Genomic DNA, 14118 nt, shown 5'->3' on the forward strand with positions numbered 1-14118 from the left:
GTATCGTCTCTCGCTACTTGCAGGAGGGGAGCCGCTTTGATGACCGCGACGCAACTCGACCGGCCGCTGGACACCCGGGCCGAGGCGCCGTACCTGACGCTTCGCGTCGTGACCCTGCACTGGGAGGCGGCCGGGATCGTCTCCGTCGTGCTGGGCGCGGACGACGGCGCGGCTCTGCCCGCCTGGACGCCGGGCGCGCACCTCGACGTCGAGCTGGCGCCGGGCCTGGTCCGGCAGTACTCGCTCAGCGGCGACCCCGACGACGGCTCGGCCTACCGGATCACCGTCGCCCTTCAGCAGGACGGCCGCGGCGGCTCGAAGCACGTGCACGAGCGGCTGCGGATCGGCGAGCTGCTCAAGGTGAGCGCGCCGCGCAGCACCTTCCCCTTCGTCGACGCCCCCCGCTACGTCTTCCTGGCGGGCGGCATCGGCGTCACCCCGCTGCTGCCGATGATGCGGCGGGCCACCGCCGAGGGAAGGCCCTGGGTCCTGCACCTCGCCGCGCGTTCGCGCCGGTCCGTCCCGTTCCGCGACGAGCTCGGCGGCGGCACCGGGACCGTCCGGCTGTGCCTCTCGGACGAGGGACAGCGCCTCGACCTGCGTGACGCCGTGGCGAGCGCGGACCCGTCGGCCGCGGTCTACTGCTGCGGCCCCGAACGCATGCTGACCGAGGTGGAGCGGCACGCCCGCGACCTCGGGCGCGAGGTCAGGGTCGAGCGCTTCCAGGCCAGGACGCTGAGCGCGCCGAAGCGCCAGGGAGCCTTCGTGGTGCGGTGCGCGCGCTCGCAGCGGGCCGTCACGGTCGAGCCCGAGCAGTCGATCCTCGACGCCCTCGCGACCGCCGGCGTCGAGGTGCCGTCCTCCTGCCGCGAGGGCGTCTGCGGCACCTGTGAGCTGCCCGTGCTGAGCGGCGCGGTCGAGCACCGCGACTCGATCCTCACCGACGCCGAGAAGCAGGCGAACGAAACGATGCTGGTCTGCGTCTCGCGGGCCCTGACAGAGGAGCTGGAACTCGATGTCTGATGCGATGACGTCTGATGCGATGACGACCCCCGCCGGCGACACGGGGACCGCGTACGGGCTGAGACTCGGCGGCCCGCTGAACGATCTCGCCCAGGTCGGCCCCGGCACCCCCTTCGGCGAGGTGCTGCGCCGCTACTGGCACCCGATCTCGAAGGCGGAGAAGGTCACCACCACCCCGCGCCGGGTCAAGGTGCTGGGCGAGGAGCTCATCCTCTTCCGCACCGGCCGCGGCGTGCCCTCCCTGCTGCACCCGCGCTGCATCCACCGCGGCGCCTCGCTCTACTACGGCGGCGTGGAGGAGGACGGCATCCGCTGCTGCTACCACGGCTGGCTCTTCGACCCGCAGGGCCACTGCCTGGAGCAGCCGTGCGAGCCCGACCTCGGCCGCCACCGCGACAAGGTCCGTCAGCCCTGGTACCCCGTGCAGGAGCGGTATGGGCTGGTCTGGGCCTACATGGGCCCCGCGGACAAGAAGCCCGTCCTGCCGCGTTACGACGTCTTCGAGGACGTCCCCGAGGGCCGGCACCTCATCGTCAACGACGCGGGCGTGGGCGGCGGCGGGCCGGAGGTGCTGGACTTCAACTGGCTGCAGCACTGGGAGAACGTGATGGACCCGTTCCACGTGCCGATCCTGCACGCCCGGTTCAGCGGTGAGCAGTTCACCCCGGAGATGGGCGTGATCCCCGAGGTCACGTTCGAGTACACCCCGGTCGGGGTCAGCTCCACCCAGATCAGGGTGCTCGACGGCAGGAGGGCGCTGCGCCGGCGGACCGAGGTCATGTTCCCCAACCTGCGCGTCGTGCCCAGCCCCCGGCTCACGCCCGGCCAGACCAACCTCATCGGGTGGGTGGTGCCCGAGGACGACACCACGTTCCGCATCTTCACCCTCGCGGTCCACGAGGACCCCGACTTCCTGGGCAAGCTCCGCTCCACCTTCGGCGGCAAGCGGTGGGCCGAGCTCACCGAGGAGGAGCACCGGCGCATGCCCGGCGACTACGAGGCGCAGAAGAGCCAGGGGCCGATCTCGCTGCACTCCGAGGACCACCTCACCACCACCGACCAGGGCGTGGCGATGCTGCGCCGGCTGATGGCCAAGCAGGTCCGCGCCGTCGCCGCCGGTCAGGACCCGATCGGCGTGATCCGCGACCCCGCCGACGAGGTGGTCACCATCACCGGCGGCAACTTCTTCCTCGACGAGGAGGAAGCGGTGGCGGAGGGGCTCGTCGATGCCTAGCTCGCTGCTGGCGAAGTACACGCCGGCGGCCGTCGCCCCCGACGCGCCGCTGGCCGTGCTCGGCGTGGACGGCGTCGTCGTCCTCGAAGGCGGGGCGCGCGTCCCCGCCCGGCTGGTGCGTCTCTCCGCGCGCGGGAAGTGGACGCGCGACCTGCGGGTGCCCGAGGGCACCCGCGAGGCCGTCGCCCACCTCGCGAGCCGCTACAGCGTCGTGTGGGCCTCGGAGTGGGGGCCGAACGCGCACGTCGCGCTGGCCGGCGTGCTCGGGCTGCCCGCCACGCCGTGGCCCTATCTGCCGGTGCAGTTCGACAAGCTGGCCGCCATCCGGCAGTACGCCGGCGACCGGCCCTGGGTGTGGATCGACGACCCGGTGGTGGACCTGACCCCGCTGCCCGACGACCCGGGCGGCGTCGTCGTCCGGGTCGACCCGGAACGGGGCCTGGCAGGACTCGACCTCGCCGCGATCGACGAGGCGGTCTCAGCTCACGGAGCCTCGACGACCAGGAAGTCGTCGTAGACCGTCTGGTGACGCCGGACGGCCTCCGCCGTGGCGGTCCGGTCGCCCGAGACGATGGCCCCGACCAGCTCCTCGTGGATCTCCAGCCGGACCCGGGAGTTGGGCGGGATGCCGTCGTCGGCGACGTAGAAGTCGTCGTGCGACTCGACGTAGGCCAGCAGGCTCAAATAGACCGTCTTCAGCACCGGGTTGGGGACGATCTCCGCGATCCGGCGATGCAGCCGCCAATTGGCGCGCAGCCCGGCCACCCGGTCGCTCCAGGTCGCCCGCAGCTCGTCGAGCAGCCGGCCGAGGTCTTCGACGTCGGCCTCGGAACGGTGCTCCGCCGCCGCCTGCGCGACGGCGGGCTCCAGGGCGTCGATCACGCGGACGCAGTCGATCGCGGTGCTCGTCACGTCCTGGAGGTTGAGGAACCCGTTGCCGATCACGGCCTGCGCCGTGGGCTGGGCGACGAAGACGCCGCCCTGGGGGCCGGTGCGCGTCGTGATCAGGCCCTTGGCCTCAAGGACGCGCACCGCCTCGGCCACGGTCGCCGGCGCCACGCCGTATTTGCCGGCCAGCTCGGTGCGGGTGCCGAGCCGGCTGCCCACGCGGAGCCGCCCCTCGACGATGCCGTCCTCGATCTCGGAGGCGACGGCGTCGACGGCCGAGCGGCGGCGGGGAACAGCTCGTGCGACAGACATGGTGCCTCCAGTATCTCAGGCCGGCGGCACCCTGGCAGCACGAGCTCATCCTCCGGGCAGGCCGACCACCGTCTTGGTCTCCAGGAACTCCTCGATGCCGTAGCGGCCGCCCTCCCGGCCGATGCCCGAGCGCTTGTAGCCGCCGAAGGGCGCCGCCACGTTGAGCCCCGCGCCGTTGATGCTCACCATCCCCGTACGCAGGCGGCGGGCCACCGCCAGGGCCCGCGCCGGGTCGCTCGACCACACGCCGCCCGACAGGCCGTAGTCGGAGTCGTTGGCGATGGCGACCGCCTCGTCCTCCGTGGTGTAGCTCATGATCGACAGGACGGGGCCGAAGATCTCCTCGCGGGCGATCGTCATCTCCGGGCGCACGTCCGAGAAGATCGTCGGGGTGACGTACGCGCCCGGCCCCTCCGCCTCCTCGCCGCCCGCGATGAGCCGCGCGCCTTCCGCGCGGCCGGCGCGGATGTAGTCCTGGACGATCCCCTGCTGCCGCCGCGACGCCTGCGGGCCGAGCCTGGTCGCGGGGTCGGACGGCGGTCCCGGCACCCACCCGGACGCCGCCTCGATCGCCAGCCGCTCGACCTCGCCGAGCAGGTGCGCGGGGACGAGCAGCCGGGTCAGCGCGGCGCAGATCTGCCCCGCGTTCGCGAAGCACCCGCCGACCGCCTGCGGAATGACGGACTGGAGGTCGGCGTCGTCGAGCACGATGCCGGCCGACTTGCCGCCGAGCTCCAGGGTGACCTTCTTGATCGTGGGGGCGGCCAGCTCGGCCACCCGTGCTCCCGCCCGTACGGACCCGGTGAGGGTCACCACGTCCACCAGGGGATGGGTGACCAGCGCCTCGCCGGTGCCGGGCCCGTCGCCCGGCAGCAGGTTGAACACGCCGGCGGGCGCGCCCGCCGCCTGCACGATCTCGGCGAAGACGTAGGCGTCCAGCGGGGTCAGCTCGCTCGGCTTCAGCACCACCGTGCAGCCCGCCACCAGGGCCGCGCCCACCTTGAGCGCGATCTGGTGCAGCGGGAAGTTCCACGGCGTGATCGCGGCGACCACGCCGGCCGGCTCGCGCAGCACGAGAGCGCCGCCGACGACCTCCTCGGCCGCGTAGGCGCGGCCGGCCTTGACGATCTCGTCGAGGTCGGCCAGCGCGACGCCGAGCTGCGCCTGCCTGGCGAACGTGATCGGGGTCCCCATCTGGAGCGTGAGCAGCCCGGCCAGCTCCTCCCGCCGCTCCTCGACGCCGGCCCTGATCCGCTCGACCAGGGCGATCCGCTCCGTCCAGGGGACCTGGGACCAGGCGGGGAACGCCGCCGCGGCGGCCCTGACCGCGGCGTCGACGTCCTCGGCCGAGGCGACCGGCACCCGTCCCGCCACCTGGCCGGTGGCCGGGTCGATCACCTCGATCGGCCGGGCGTCGCCGCGCGCGGCCAGCCACTCGCCGCCGATCAGCAGGTCGGTGCGTTCGATCATGACTGCTCCTGCGGTACGGGACGCGGCACGCCCTCGTGGATCAGGTGCCAAGGTCCGGGGAACTCGCCGACGGGCGCCTCCACGAGCACCGGCTCACCGGCGGCCAGCGCCTCCTTCAGCACCGTCTCCAGCTCCTCGGGGCCGTTCGCCCGGGCGGCGGCCACGCCGAAGGCGTCGGCGAGCTTGGCGTAGTCGGGATTGACCAGGTCGCTGGCGAAGTAGCGGGCGCCGAAGCGGTTGCGCTGGATCCGCCGGACGTTGCCGAAGAAGCCGTCGTGGAAGACCACCGTCACCGTGGCCAGGCCGTACTTCTTGGCGGTGGAGAGCTCCTGGAGCGTCCAGGAGAAGCCGCCGTCGCCGGTGATGGAGACGACCGGCCGGGCGGGGTCGGCCGCCTTGACGCCGAGCGCGGTGGCGAAGCCGTAGCCGAGCGTGCCCTGGTAGCCGGGCGTCAGGTACGTACGCGGCTGATAGGTCGGATAGCAGGCGTTGGCCGCGTAGCCGACCTGGGTCAGCTCGCTGACCAGCACGCCGTCGTCCGGCAGCGCGGCGCGGATCGCCCGCAGGTAGGCCCGCTGCGGCTCGATGTCGGCGTACTGCTCCTCCAGCCACTCCCGCGCCGCCGCGAACTCGGCCGTACGGGACTCGCGCTCCACCCCGCGCAGCTCCTCAGCGAGCGCCGCGAGGGCCAGCCGGGCGTCGCCGTGCACGGCGAGGTCGGGGGTGCGGGGGTCGCCGAGGTCGGCGGCCTCGGCGTTGATCAGGACCAGCCGGGCCCCCGCCGTGTTCACCTGGGAGCTGAACGCGGTCACGAACCGGGTGCCGACCGCGAGCACCACGTCGGCGTCCTCGCGCAGCCGCCGGAACGCGAGCGCGTCGAACGCGAGCGGATGCCGGGCCGAGATGGCGCCGCGGCCGTTCTCGCTCACCACGACCGGCGCCTGGAGGATCTCCGCCAGCTCGCGCAGCTCCTCAGAGGCGCCGGCGGCGATCACGCCGCCGCCCGCGTAGATGAGCGGCCGGCGGGAGCCGCGGAGCAGCTCGGCGACGCCGTCGATCAGCTTGTGGTCCGGCACGACGGGCGCGGCCTCGGCGGCGCCGGGAATCCGCACGTCGGCCCGCGCGGCGAGCACGTCCGGCGGGATCTCCAGGGCGACCGGGCGGGGCCGCCCGGAACGCATCTCGGCGAAGGCGCGGTGGACCAGGCCCGGGATGTCCCCGGGACGCGCGGCGAAGCCGTTCCACTTGGTGAGGGTGCGCAGGATGCCGCTCTGGTCGGGGATCTCGTGCAGCGCGCCGAGCCCTCTGCCGATCGCCGCCGAGTCGATCTGGCCGCTGAGGTAGAGCATCGGGGACGAGCAGGCGTACGCGGTGGCGAGGCCGGCCAGGCCGTTGAGCATGCCCGGCCCCGGCACGACCATCGCGACGCCGGGCCGGCCCGTGGAGCGGGCGTAGCCGTCGGCCATGTACGTGGCGGCCTGCTCGTTGCGCACACAGGTGAAGGCGATGTCATCGCTCGCGTGGTAAAGCGCGTCGGCCGCGTGATCGAGTTGCACGCCGGGGATGCCGAATATCTGGCTGACGCCATTGGCCACCAGCGAGCGGGCGAGAGCCTCGCCGCCCGTCATGTCCATGAAGCTCCTTAGATCAAGTAAACCATGTATATGGTTATGGCAGTTGGAGGATAGTGTCAACCATTTGTATGGTTCTTATGGATCCAGGACGCGTGACGAGACTCCACAGGCGCGGCGGAAGATCTACAGTTGACAGGTCGCCGTCCAGAGGGAAGCCGGAATGCCCAACGCAGACAAGGTCACCCAGGTGGCCTTCGATCGCAGCGATGCGCGATCGTCGATCGCCGAGACGCTGGTGGAGCGCCTCGAGAACGCGATCCGCCGCAACCACCTCGCCCCGGGCCACCGTCTGGGCACCAAGGACGAGCTGCGCCAGCAGTTCGGGGTCGCGCCCGCCACGCTGGCCGAGGCGATCCGCGTGCTGCGGCTGCGCGGCGTCCTGGACGTGCGGCCGGGGCCCGGCGGCGGCCTCTTCGTCGCCGAGCAGTCGCCTTTGGTGCGGCTCGGCCACGACATGCTGCAACTCGGCGCCGACGGCGCGTCGGCCAAGCACTGCCTGGCCGTCCTGGACGTGCTCGACCAGGAGGTGGCGCTCGACGCGGCCGCCCACCGCACCGAGCAGGACATCAACGAGCTGACCGAGCTGGTCGAGCAGCTGCGGCGGTCCTGGCCGGACCCGGCCGAGGCCCAGCGCTGCGTCTGGGACCTGCACCGCAGGCTCGCCATGATCTCGCCCAACGTGCTGCTGCGCACCATGTACATCCGGCTGGTCGACTACATCACCGGCGACCTGTCCTCCGCGATCACCGCCGAGGACTTCCGCGTCGGCTCGGCCGACCGGCTGCAGGTGCACGTGGACCTGGCCGACGCGGTCATCCGGGGCGACCAGCGCGGCGCCGAGGCGATGGCGCTGCGCCACCGTGGGCTGGAGCGCGACGACCGCTGACCCCGAAACCTGGAAGGAGGGCCGGCGCCGGAAGGGCGCCGGCCCTCTGCATGTTGTGCGAAAGCTGAAACCATTATATAGATTTACCTGATTATTGCGCACAGGAGGAGTGAGATGACCGTCAAGCACCGTGCCGCCATCGACACGTTGGTCGCCTACAAGCCGGGCAGGGCTCCCGCGGCCGGCCGTCCCAAGGTCAAGCTCTCTTCCAACGAGATGCCGTTCGGGCCCCTGCCGTCCGTGCTGGACGCCATCGCGCGGGCCGCCACGACGCTGAACCGCTACCCCGACTTCCACCGTCTGGACCTGACCGAGGCGCTGGCGGCCCGGCACGGCGTGGATCCCTCGCAGGTGGTCGTGGACAACGGCTCGGGCGCGCTGCTCCAGGTGCTGGCCTCGGTGATCGCCGGTCCCGGCGACGAGATCCTCTACGCGTGGCGGGCCTTCGAGAGCTACCCGATCGTCACCACGGTCGCGGGGGCCACCGGGGTCACCGTGCCGCTCGACGGCCGCCACACCCACGACCTGCCTGCGATGGCGGCCGCGGCGACCGACCGGACCCGGATGGTCGTGGTCTGCAACCCGAACAACCCGACCGGCACCGTCGTGTCCCGCGCCGAGCTGAACCGGCTGCTGGACGCGCTGCCCGACGACGTGCTGGTGGTACTGGACGAGGCCTATTGGGACTTCGTCACCGACCCGGACGCGCCGTGCGGCCTCGACCTCGTCGCCGAGCGGCCCAACGTCGCCGTGCTGCGCACCTTCTCCAAGGCGTACGGGCTCGCCGGGCTGCGCGTGGGCTACTGCGTGACCAGGCCGGAGACGGCCGACCTGATCAGGAAGTCGATCGTCGGCTTCTCGGTCTCCACCCTGGCCCAGGCCGGCGCCCTCGCCTCGCTGACCCCGGAGGCCGACGTCGAGCTCAAGCAGCGCGTCGCGCACGTCGTCGAGGAGCGCGCCAGGCTGACCGGCGAGCTGGCCCGCCTGGGCGTCCCCGCGGTGCCCAGCCAGGCCAACTTCGTGTTCATGCCCATGTCGGACGGTCCCGCCAGGTTCACCGCGTTCGAGGAGCGCGGGGTGATCCTGCGGGCGTACGGCACGGACGGGCTGCGCGTCACCGTCGGCACGGCCGAGGAGAACGACCGCTTCCTCGCCCTGGCCGCGGAGCTGCTGCGGCGGTCCTGACCCCGGCGCCCCGGTCTTCCCGGGGCGCGGGCTCAGCCCCCTACGTGGCGCAGCGCCAGCGCGGCGAGCGCCACGGCCTGGTCGGCGAGCACGCCGTCGTCGAACTCGGCGCGGGGCGAATGGTTCATCTCGGCCCGCTCCGGGTCGAGGTGGGCGGGGGTCGCCCCCAGGAACACGAAGGCTCCCGGCACCTCGTCGAGCACGAACGAGAAGTCCTCCGACGCCATCACGGGCGATTCGAGCCGCTGCGCGCGCTCGTCCCCGAAGGCCGCGGCCAGCGTGCTCAGTGCGCCTTCCGCGCACTCCGCGTCGTTGACCGTGACGGGGTACACGACCTCGAACTCCGTCTCGGCCCGGCAGCCGTGGCCCTCCGCGATCCGCGACGCGAGCGCGGGCAGCTCCACGGCCAGCCGTTCCGACGACGCCTTCGACATCGTGCGTACCGTTCCGGCGAGCTCCGCCCGTTCCGGGATCACGTTCAGCACGTCGCCGGCCGAGAGCTTGGCCACCGAGATGACGACCGGGTCGAACACGGGGACGCGCCGGGTCACGTACGTCTGGAACGCCAGCACGATCTCCGCGAGCACCGGCACCGGGTCCACCGCCTCGTGCGGGCGCGAGCCGTGCCCGCCGCGGCCGGTCACCCGTACGCGCAGCACGTTCGCGCCGGCCATGAGCGCGGCCGGGCGGGTGGAGAACGTGCCGGGCGTCCCGGGGAAGACGTGGATGCCGTACGCGGCCTCGACGCGCTGCCCGGCGGCGTCGAGGACGCCCTCCTCGATCATCAGGGGCGCGCCCCCGCCCGCCTCCTCTCCCGGCTGGAACATGAGGACGACGGACCCGCGCAGCTCGGACCGGCGCGCCGCGAGCAGCCGCGCCGCGCCGACGAGACCCGCGACATGCAGATCGTGGCCGCAGGCGTGCATCGCGCCGTTCCGGGAGGCGAACTCCAGCCCGGTCTCCTCGTGGATCGCGAGCGCGTCCATGTCCGCCCGCAGCAGCACCGACGGGCCGGGACGGCCGCCGCGCAGCACGGCGGTCACCGAGCTGAGGCGCTCGCCCAGGCGGATCTCCAGGTCGAGCGGCTTGAGCGCCTCGACGATCGCCGCCTGGGTGCGCGGCAGGTCGAAGCCCACCTCGGGTTCGCGGTGCAGCCGCCGCCGGAGCGCGACGAGGTCCGCCGCGATCTCGGCGGCGTCGGCGCGCAGCGACTCCGGCGTCGGCGCGCTCACCGGCCCCACCGATCCGCCACGACCCGCACGCCGCCCTCGGCGCGGTAGACCTCGCGTCCCGAGATGTGCACGCGTTCGACGGACGAGCCGAGTTCGAGCGGATCGCCGCTCCACACCACGACGTCACCGTCGCGGCCGGGCTCCAGAGCGCCGACCCGCTCGCCGAGCCCGGCGATCCCGGCCGCCGAAGAGCTGATCGCCGCGATGGCCTCGTCCCAGGTCAAGCCGGCTCTCCTGGCCACGGCCGCCTGGATGACGAGGGCGTCGACCGGCACCACCGGGTGGTCGGTGCAGATCGCGGTGCGCACGCCGGCCCGGGTCAGCGTGACCAGGTTGTCCACGGACGCCTCGCGGGTCTCGACCTTGCCCCGGGTGCAGAGCACGGGGCCGAAGATGACCGGCACGTCGCGCTCGGCCAGGACATCGGCGAGCCGGTGGGCCTCGGTGCCGTGGTTGAGCACGAGGCGGAGGCCGAACTCGTCGGCGATCCGCAGCGCGGTCGCGATGTCGTCGTGCCGATGGACGTGCTGGTCCCACACGAGGTCGCCCGCCAGCGCGGCGGCCAGCGCCTCCTGGCCGAGGTCGCGGGCGAAGAACTCGCCCTTCTCCTGGGCGGCGGCCCGGCGGGCGGCGTACTCGCCGGCCGCGACGAGCGCGCGGCGGATGACGAGCGCGACGCCGAGCCGGGTGCGCGGCAGCTGGCCGCGTTCCCCGTAGGAGTTCTTGGGGTTCTCGCCCAGCGCCGACTTCATGCCGACCGGGTGCTTGACGACCTGCTCGTCCACGGTCCGGCCGCCCCAGGTCTTCATGGCCACGCTCGTCCCGCCGATCGGGTTGCCCGATCCGGGCTTCACCACGACGGTGGTGACGCCGCCGGCGAGCGCGTCGCGGAAGGCGCGGTCGTCGATGTTGATCGCGTCGATGGCCCGCACGGCGGACATGTCGGGCGCGCTGACCTCGCTGGCGTCCGCTCCCGCCGATCCTTCGCCGTCCTCGTGGGCGCCGATGTGGGTGTGCGCGTCCACGAACCCGGGGAGCACCCAGCGCCCGTCCGCCTCGACGACGGGGACGCCTTCGGGCACGTACGGATCGTCGTCGACCCGCTCGATCACCCCGTTCCGCACCAGGACCGTGCCGCGGTCGACGATGCGGCCGGTGCCGGTCACCACCCGTCCGCCGACGAATGCGACCTCCGCCATGCTCACTTCCCTTCGCTGCCGTCGCCCCCGCGCACGAAGGCGCCGAGGTCGTCCGAGAGCTTGGTCAGGCTCCCGGGGTCGGTGTACATCATGTGTCCCGCCGGATAGCGGCTCTCGCTCACGCGCCCGGCCGGAAGGCCGTACTGCGCGAGCAGGTGTTCGAGCGAGCCGACGGTCGTCAGGGTGTCGAAGTGCCCGGTGCCGAAGAACAGGCGCGCTCGGGCGTTGGCCCGCAGCAGCGCGGCCAGGTGCGCCGGGTAGTCGAACAGCGCGAAGGGCGAGGGCATCGTGCTGCCGCCGAACCGCAGGGCGGCGGCGTCCTCCAGGTAGTTCCAGCGTTCGTGCGCGGGGCGGGCCACGCGGTAGCGGCACTCGCGGGGGATGCCCAGGTGCTCGGCGAACAGCCGGCGGGCGGCCGCGTAGAAGACGGGGTCGAGCCGTACGGACGTGGCGTCGACCCGGGGCTCGACCGCGCCGGGGGGCGGGGCGGGCAGGGTGTAGCGGGCGTCGGTCAGCCCGAGGACGAGCCCGCGGTCGGCCAGGAGCAGCGTGCGGAACTCCTCCTTGTCGACGCGCAGCCGACGGGCCCGCAGTTCCTCGACGCCGAGGCCGGTGAAGCCGGCCAGCCTCTCGACGAGCGCGTCCGGCATCTCCCCGGTGAGCAGCGCCGAGGCGTACTCGCGCACGGCGAAGGCGTGCGCCTGCCGCACCACCTCGTCCAGGTCGAGCGCGGCGTGGGCGCCCTTGCCGTGGTACCACGCGGTGGCGGCGAGCAGCGGGAGCGCGGCGACGAAGCCGACGGGGTTGCCGGGCCGCTGCGTGGTCTCCTGCGCGTTCAGGCACTGGCCGAGCATGGCGACGCCGGCGACCGCGACCGGCTCGTCGGCGGTGAGGAGGTCCGTCGCGGTGAGCGCGGCCCGGATCGTGCCGTAGCTCTCGCCCAGCAGGTAGACGGGCGATTCGAGGCGGTCGTGGCGCTCCAGCCACGACCGTACGAGCTGCGCGGTGAGCGCGGCGTCCCGTCCCGCGCCCGAGATGGCAGCGGGTTCGACGCCGTCGGCGAGCCGCCCGAAACCGGTCTCGATCGGGTCGACGAACACCAGGTCGGCGACGGCGAGGAGGGTGTCGGGGCTCGGCTCCAGCGTGTCCTTCGCGACGGGCGCGGCGTCGAGCTCGCGGGGCACCGCCGCGCGCCAGGGGCCGAGGCCGCCGAGGTGCAGCCAGAGGGAGGAGCACCCCGGCCCGCCGTTGAAGAGGAAGAGAACCGGACGGTCCTCCGGGGCCGCGTCCTTGACGTACGCGAACGTCCACGCGTCACCGAGTGTGCGCCCGGACTCGTCGGCCAGCGGCAGGCATTCCGCCTCCGCCGTGAACGCGATCGGCGCGTCACCGATCAGCGCGGAGTGCCGGCTTGTGTGGCGCTGGGGCATCTCTTGATCCTCGCGAGGAAACTATCGCACAAATGTTTATAATGATTTAGGATCATATGAGGCCCCGGTTGCGGGAGTCAATGATTGAAATCGTATAGACCGATGGGAGCAGGATGAGCGATCCCGGAACCGAGATCGGCGCGGAGGAGCGCGTCGAGACCCGGCACCAGATCCGATTCGGCGAGCGCACGCTCGACTACACCGCGGCCGCGGGAACCGTCCTGGTCCGTGACGACCACGGGCGCCCGAAGACGAGCATGTTCTACGTCGCGTACTCCGCCCCCCACCAGGAAGGCGGCCCGAGGCGGCCGGTCACCTTCCTGTTCAACGGCGGTCCCGGCTCGGCCAGCCTGTGGCTGAACATCGGCGGGTTCGGGCCGAAGCGCACGCCGACCGCGACGCCGTCCGCGACCCCGCCCCCTCCGTACACCGTGGGCGACAACCCGCACAGCCTGCTCGAGTTCAGCGACCTCGTCTTCCTCGACGCCCCCGGCACCGGCTACTCGCGGCTGATCGGCGACACCCCGGCCGCCGAGGTCTGGGGCGTCGACCAGGACGTGGACATGTTCGCCCGGGCGATCACCCGCTACCTCACCCTCACCAACAACTGGAACGCCCCCCGCTTCCTGTTCGGGGAGTCGTACGGCACGACCCGCGCGGCCGCGCTCGTGCACCGGCTGCAGAACCAGGGGCTCGACTTCAACGGCGTCGTCCTGCTCTCCACCATGCTCAACTGGGCGGAGAACCACCTGGGCCTCGACCAGGAGCACATCAACCTGCTGCCGTCGTTCGCCGCGACCGCGTGGTACCACGGCCGCTCCCGCGTCGCCGCGGCCGGCCTCGACGAGCTGCTGGAGCAGGCGCGCGAGTTCGCCCAGGGCGAGTACGCCACCGCGCTCCAGCTCGGCGACCGGCTGCCCGCCGACCGCGAGCAGGCGGTCGCCGAGCGGTTCAGCGCGTTCACCGGCCTCGACGCCGACCTCGTGCGCCGCAGCCGCTTCCGGATCGGCATGGAGCCGTTCCGCGACGCCCTCCTCGCCGACAAGGGACAGGTCGTCGGCCGCTTCGACACCCGCTTCGTGGCCGACCACCAGTACGTCGTCGGCACCGGCTCGCACGACCCCGCCACCAACGACGCGGCGACCGCCGGCGTGAACAGCGCGCACCTGTCGGCGTTCAGGGAACACCTCGCCGGCGACCTCGGCTGGACCAGCGAGCTGCACTACCGCCACCTCTACAACATGGTGATCTCGCGCGCCTGGGACTGGCACCACAAGGCCCCCGGCATCGACGAGCCGATGCCGGTGCCCGTCGTGAGCCTCGACCTGTCGGCGGCGCTGCGCCGCAACCCCGGGCTGCGGGTCGCGGTGATGGGCGGCGTCTACGACCTCGCGACCCCGTTCTTCGGGGCCGAGGTGGACATCGCCAAGCTCTACCTCGCCCCGCACCTGCGGGAGAACGTCGAGTTCCGCTTCTACGAGTCGGGTCACATGACGTTCGTGGACGAGGTCGTGGTGGCGCGGATGAAGGCCGACCTCGCGGCCTTCTACGCCCGCGCGACCGACCACAAGCCGGTCGATCCCTCCTGACGCCGTACCGCGGCCGGGTGCCTCAGCCTCAGCCTC

The 14118-nt window shown here is 72.7% G+C and carries 12 protein-coding genes; 6 read left to right on the plus strand and 6 right to left on the minus strand.

The window, feature by feature from the left end; all coding sequences use genetic code 11:
* Positions 1-39: 39 nt before the first annotated feature.
* Genes ABD292_RS16360 through ABD292_RS16370 form a run of 3 tightly spaced genes read left to right on the plus strand, consistent with a single transcriptional unit; the run spans position 40 to position 2774 of the window.
* Positions 40-1023: a PDR/VanB family oxidoreductase gene (locus ABD292_RS16360; RefSeq protein WP_344208100.1), complete on the plus strand. Its 984-nt coding sequence runs from the start codon at positions 40-42 to the stop codon at positions 1021-1023.
* Between the two features lie 19 nt (positions 1024-1042).
* Positions 1043-2257: a Rieske 2Fe-2S domain-containing protein gene (locus ABD292_RS16365; RefSeq protein WP_344208101.1), complete on the plus strand. Its 1215-nt coding sequence runs from the start codon at positions 1043-1045 to the stop codon at positions 2255-2257.
* Entirely contained in the window at positions 2250-2774 is a 525-nt protein-coding gene (locus tag ABD292_RS16370; protein ID WP_344208102.1) for a hypothetical protein, read from the plus strand. The genes ABD292_RS16365 and ABD292_RS16370 overlap by 8 nt, the downstream gene beginning before the upstream one ends.
* On the opposite strand, the gene ABD292_RS16375 is transcribed toward ABD292_RS16370, so the two are convergent.
* The 3 genes from ABD292_RS16375 to ABD292_RS16385 are packed head-to-tail and all read right to left on the minus strand — an operon-like array spanning position 2741 to position 6561.
* Positions 2741-3457 (minus strand): FadR/GntR family transcriptional regulator, encoded by a 717-nt coding sequence (locus tag ABD292_RS16375; RefSeq protein WP_344208103.1) that lies wholly within the window; start codon positions 3455-3457, stop codon positions 2741-2743. The two genes, ABD292_RS16370 and ABD292_RS16375, sit on opposite strands and share 34 nt — an antisense overlap.
* Positions 3458-3502: 45 nt before the next feature.
* Positions 3503-4927, minus strand: a complete 1425-nt coding sequence (locus ABD292_RS16380) for an aldehyde dehydrogenase family protein (RefSeq protein ID WP_344208104.1) — start codon at positions 4925-4927, stop codon at positions 3503-3505.
* Positions 4924-6561: a thiamine pyrophosphate-dependent enzyme gene (locus ABD292_RS16385; RefSeq protein WP_344208105.1), complete on the minus strand. Its 1638-nt coding sequence runs from the start codon at positions 6559-6561 to the stop codon at positions 4924-4926. The genes ABD292_RS16380 and ABD292_RS16385 overlap by 4 nt, the downstream gene beginning before the upstream one ends.
* 160 nt (positions 6562-6721) lie before the next feature.
* On the opposite strand from ABD292_RS16385, the gene ABD292_RS16390 reads away from it, so the two are divergent.
* Both ABD292_RS16390 and hisC read left to right on the plus strand, forming a co-directional pair.
* A complete protein-coding gene (locus ABD292_RS16390) occupies positions 6722-7447 on the plus strand; it encodes a FadR/GntR family transcriptional regulator (protein WP_344208106.1) in 726 nt (241 codons plus the stop codon).
* A gap of 114 nt (positions 7448-7561) precedes the next feature.
* The gene (gene hisC, locus ABD292_RS16395) at positions 7562-8632 is read left to right on the plus strand and encodes a histidinol-phosphate transaminase (protein ID WP_344208107.1); all 1071 of its coding nucleotides are present in this window, start codon (positions 7562-7564) and stop codon (positions 8630-8632) included.
* A 32-nt stretch (positions 8633-8664) separates the two neighbouring features.
* On the opposite strand, the gene ABD292_RS16400 is transcribed toward hisC, so the two are convergent.
* Genes ABD292_RS16400 through ABD292_RS16410 form a run of 3 tightly spaced genes read right to left on the minus strand, consistent with a single transcriptional unit; the run spans position 8665 to position 12493 of the window.
* On the minus strand, positions 8665-9864 hold the full coding sequence (locus ABD292_RS16400; protein WP_344208108.1) for a M20 metallopeptidase family protein: 1200 nt from the start codon (positions 9862-9864) through the stop codon (positions 8665-8667).
* Positions 9861-11063 carry an amidohydrolase family protein gene (locus ABD292_RS16405; RefSeq protein WP_344208109.1) on the minus strand — a complete coding sequence of 401 codons (1203 nt, stop codon included), beginning with the start codon at positions 11061-11063 and terminating at the stop codon, positions 9861-9863. Before ABD292_RS16405 ends, ABD292_RS16400 begins: the two co-directional genes overlap by 4 nt.
* A 2-nt stretch (positions 11064-11065) precedes the next feature.
* The gene (locus ABD292_RS16410) at positions 11066-12493 is read right to left on the minus strand and encodes a S10 family serine carboxypeptidase-like protein (RefSeq protein WP_344208110.1); all 1428 of its coding nucleotides are present in this window, start codon (positions 12491-12493) and stop codon (positions 11066-11068) included.
* A gap of 113 nt (positions 12494-12606) precedes the next feature.
* On the opposite strand from ABD292_RS16410, the gene ABD292_RS16415 reads away from it, so the two are divergent.
* Positions 12607-14082 carry a S10 family peptidase gene (locus ABD292_RS16415; protein ID WP_344208111.1) on the plus strand — a complete coding sequence of 492 codons (1476 nt, stop codon included), beginning with the start codon at positions 12607-12609 and terminating at the stop codon, positions 14080-14082.
* Positions 14083-14118 lie beyond the last annotated feature (36 nt).

The sequence above is a fragment of the Nonomuraea bangladeshensis genome (assembly GCF_039529455.1).
Taxonomy (GTDB): domain Bacteria; phylum Actinomycetota; class Actinomycetes; order Streptosporangiales; family Streptosporangiaceae; genus Nonomuraea; species Nonomuraea bangladeshensis.

Coding starts and splice junctions, on each gene's coding strand:
- ABD292_RS16360 (WP_344208100.1), top strand. CDS start 40: ATGACCGCGACGCAACTCGACCGGCCGCTGGACACCCGGGCCGAGGCG.
- ABD292_RS16365 (WP_344208101.1), top strand. CDS start 1,043: ATGACGACCCCCGCCGGCGACACGGGGACCGCGTACGGGCTGAGACTC.
- ABD292_RS16370 (WP_344208102.1), top strand. CDS start 2,250: ATGCCTAGCTCGCTGCTGGCGAAGTACACGCCGGCGGCCGTCGCCCCC.
- ABD292_RS16375 (WP_344208103.1), bottom strand. CDS start 3,457: ATGTCTGTCGCACGAGCTGTTCCCCGCCGCCGCTCGGCCGTCGACGCC.
- ABD292_RS16380 (WP_344208104.1), bottom strand. CDS start 4,927: ATGATCGAACGCACCGACCTGCTGATCGGCGGCGAGTGGCTGGCCGCG.
- ABD292_RS16385 (WP_344208105.1), bottom strand. CDS start 6,561: ATGGACATGACGGGCGGCGAGGCTCTCGCCCGCTCGCTGGTGGCCAAT.
- ABD292_RS16390 (WP_344208106.1), top strand. CDS start 6,722: ATGCCCAACGCAGACAAGGTCACCCAGGTGGCCTTCGATCGCAGCGAT.
- hisC (WP_344208107.1), top strand. CDS start 7,562: ATGACCGTCAAGCACCGTGCCGCCATCGACACGTTGGTCGCCTACAAG.
- ABD292_RS16405 (WP_344208109.1), bottom strand. CDS start 11,063: ATGGCGGAGGTCGCATTCGTCGGCGGACGGGTGGTGACCGGCACCGGC.
- ABD292_RS16410 (WP_344208110.1), bottom strand. CDS start 12,493: ATGCCCCAGCGCCACACAAGCCGGCACTCCGCGCTGATCGGTGACGCG.
- ABD292_RS16415 (WP_344208111.1), top strand. CDS start 12,607: ATGAGCGATCCCGGAACCGAGATCGGCGCGGAGGAGCGCGTCGAGACC.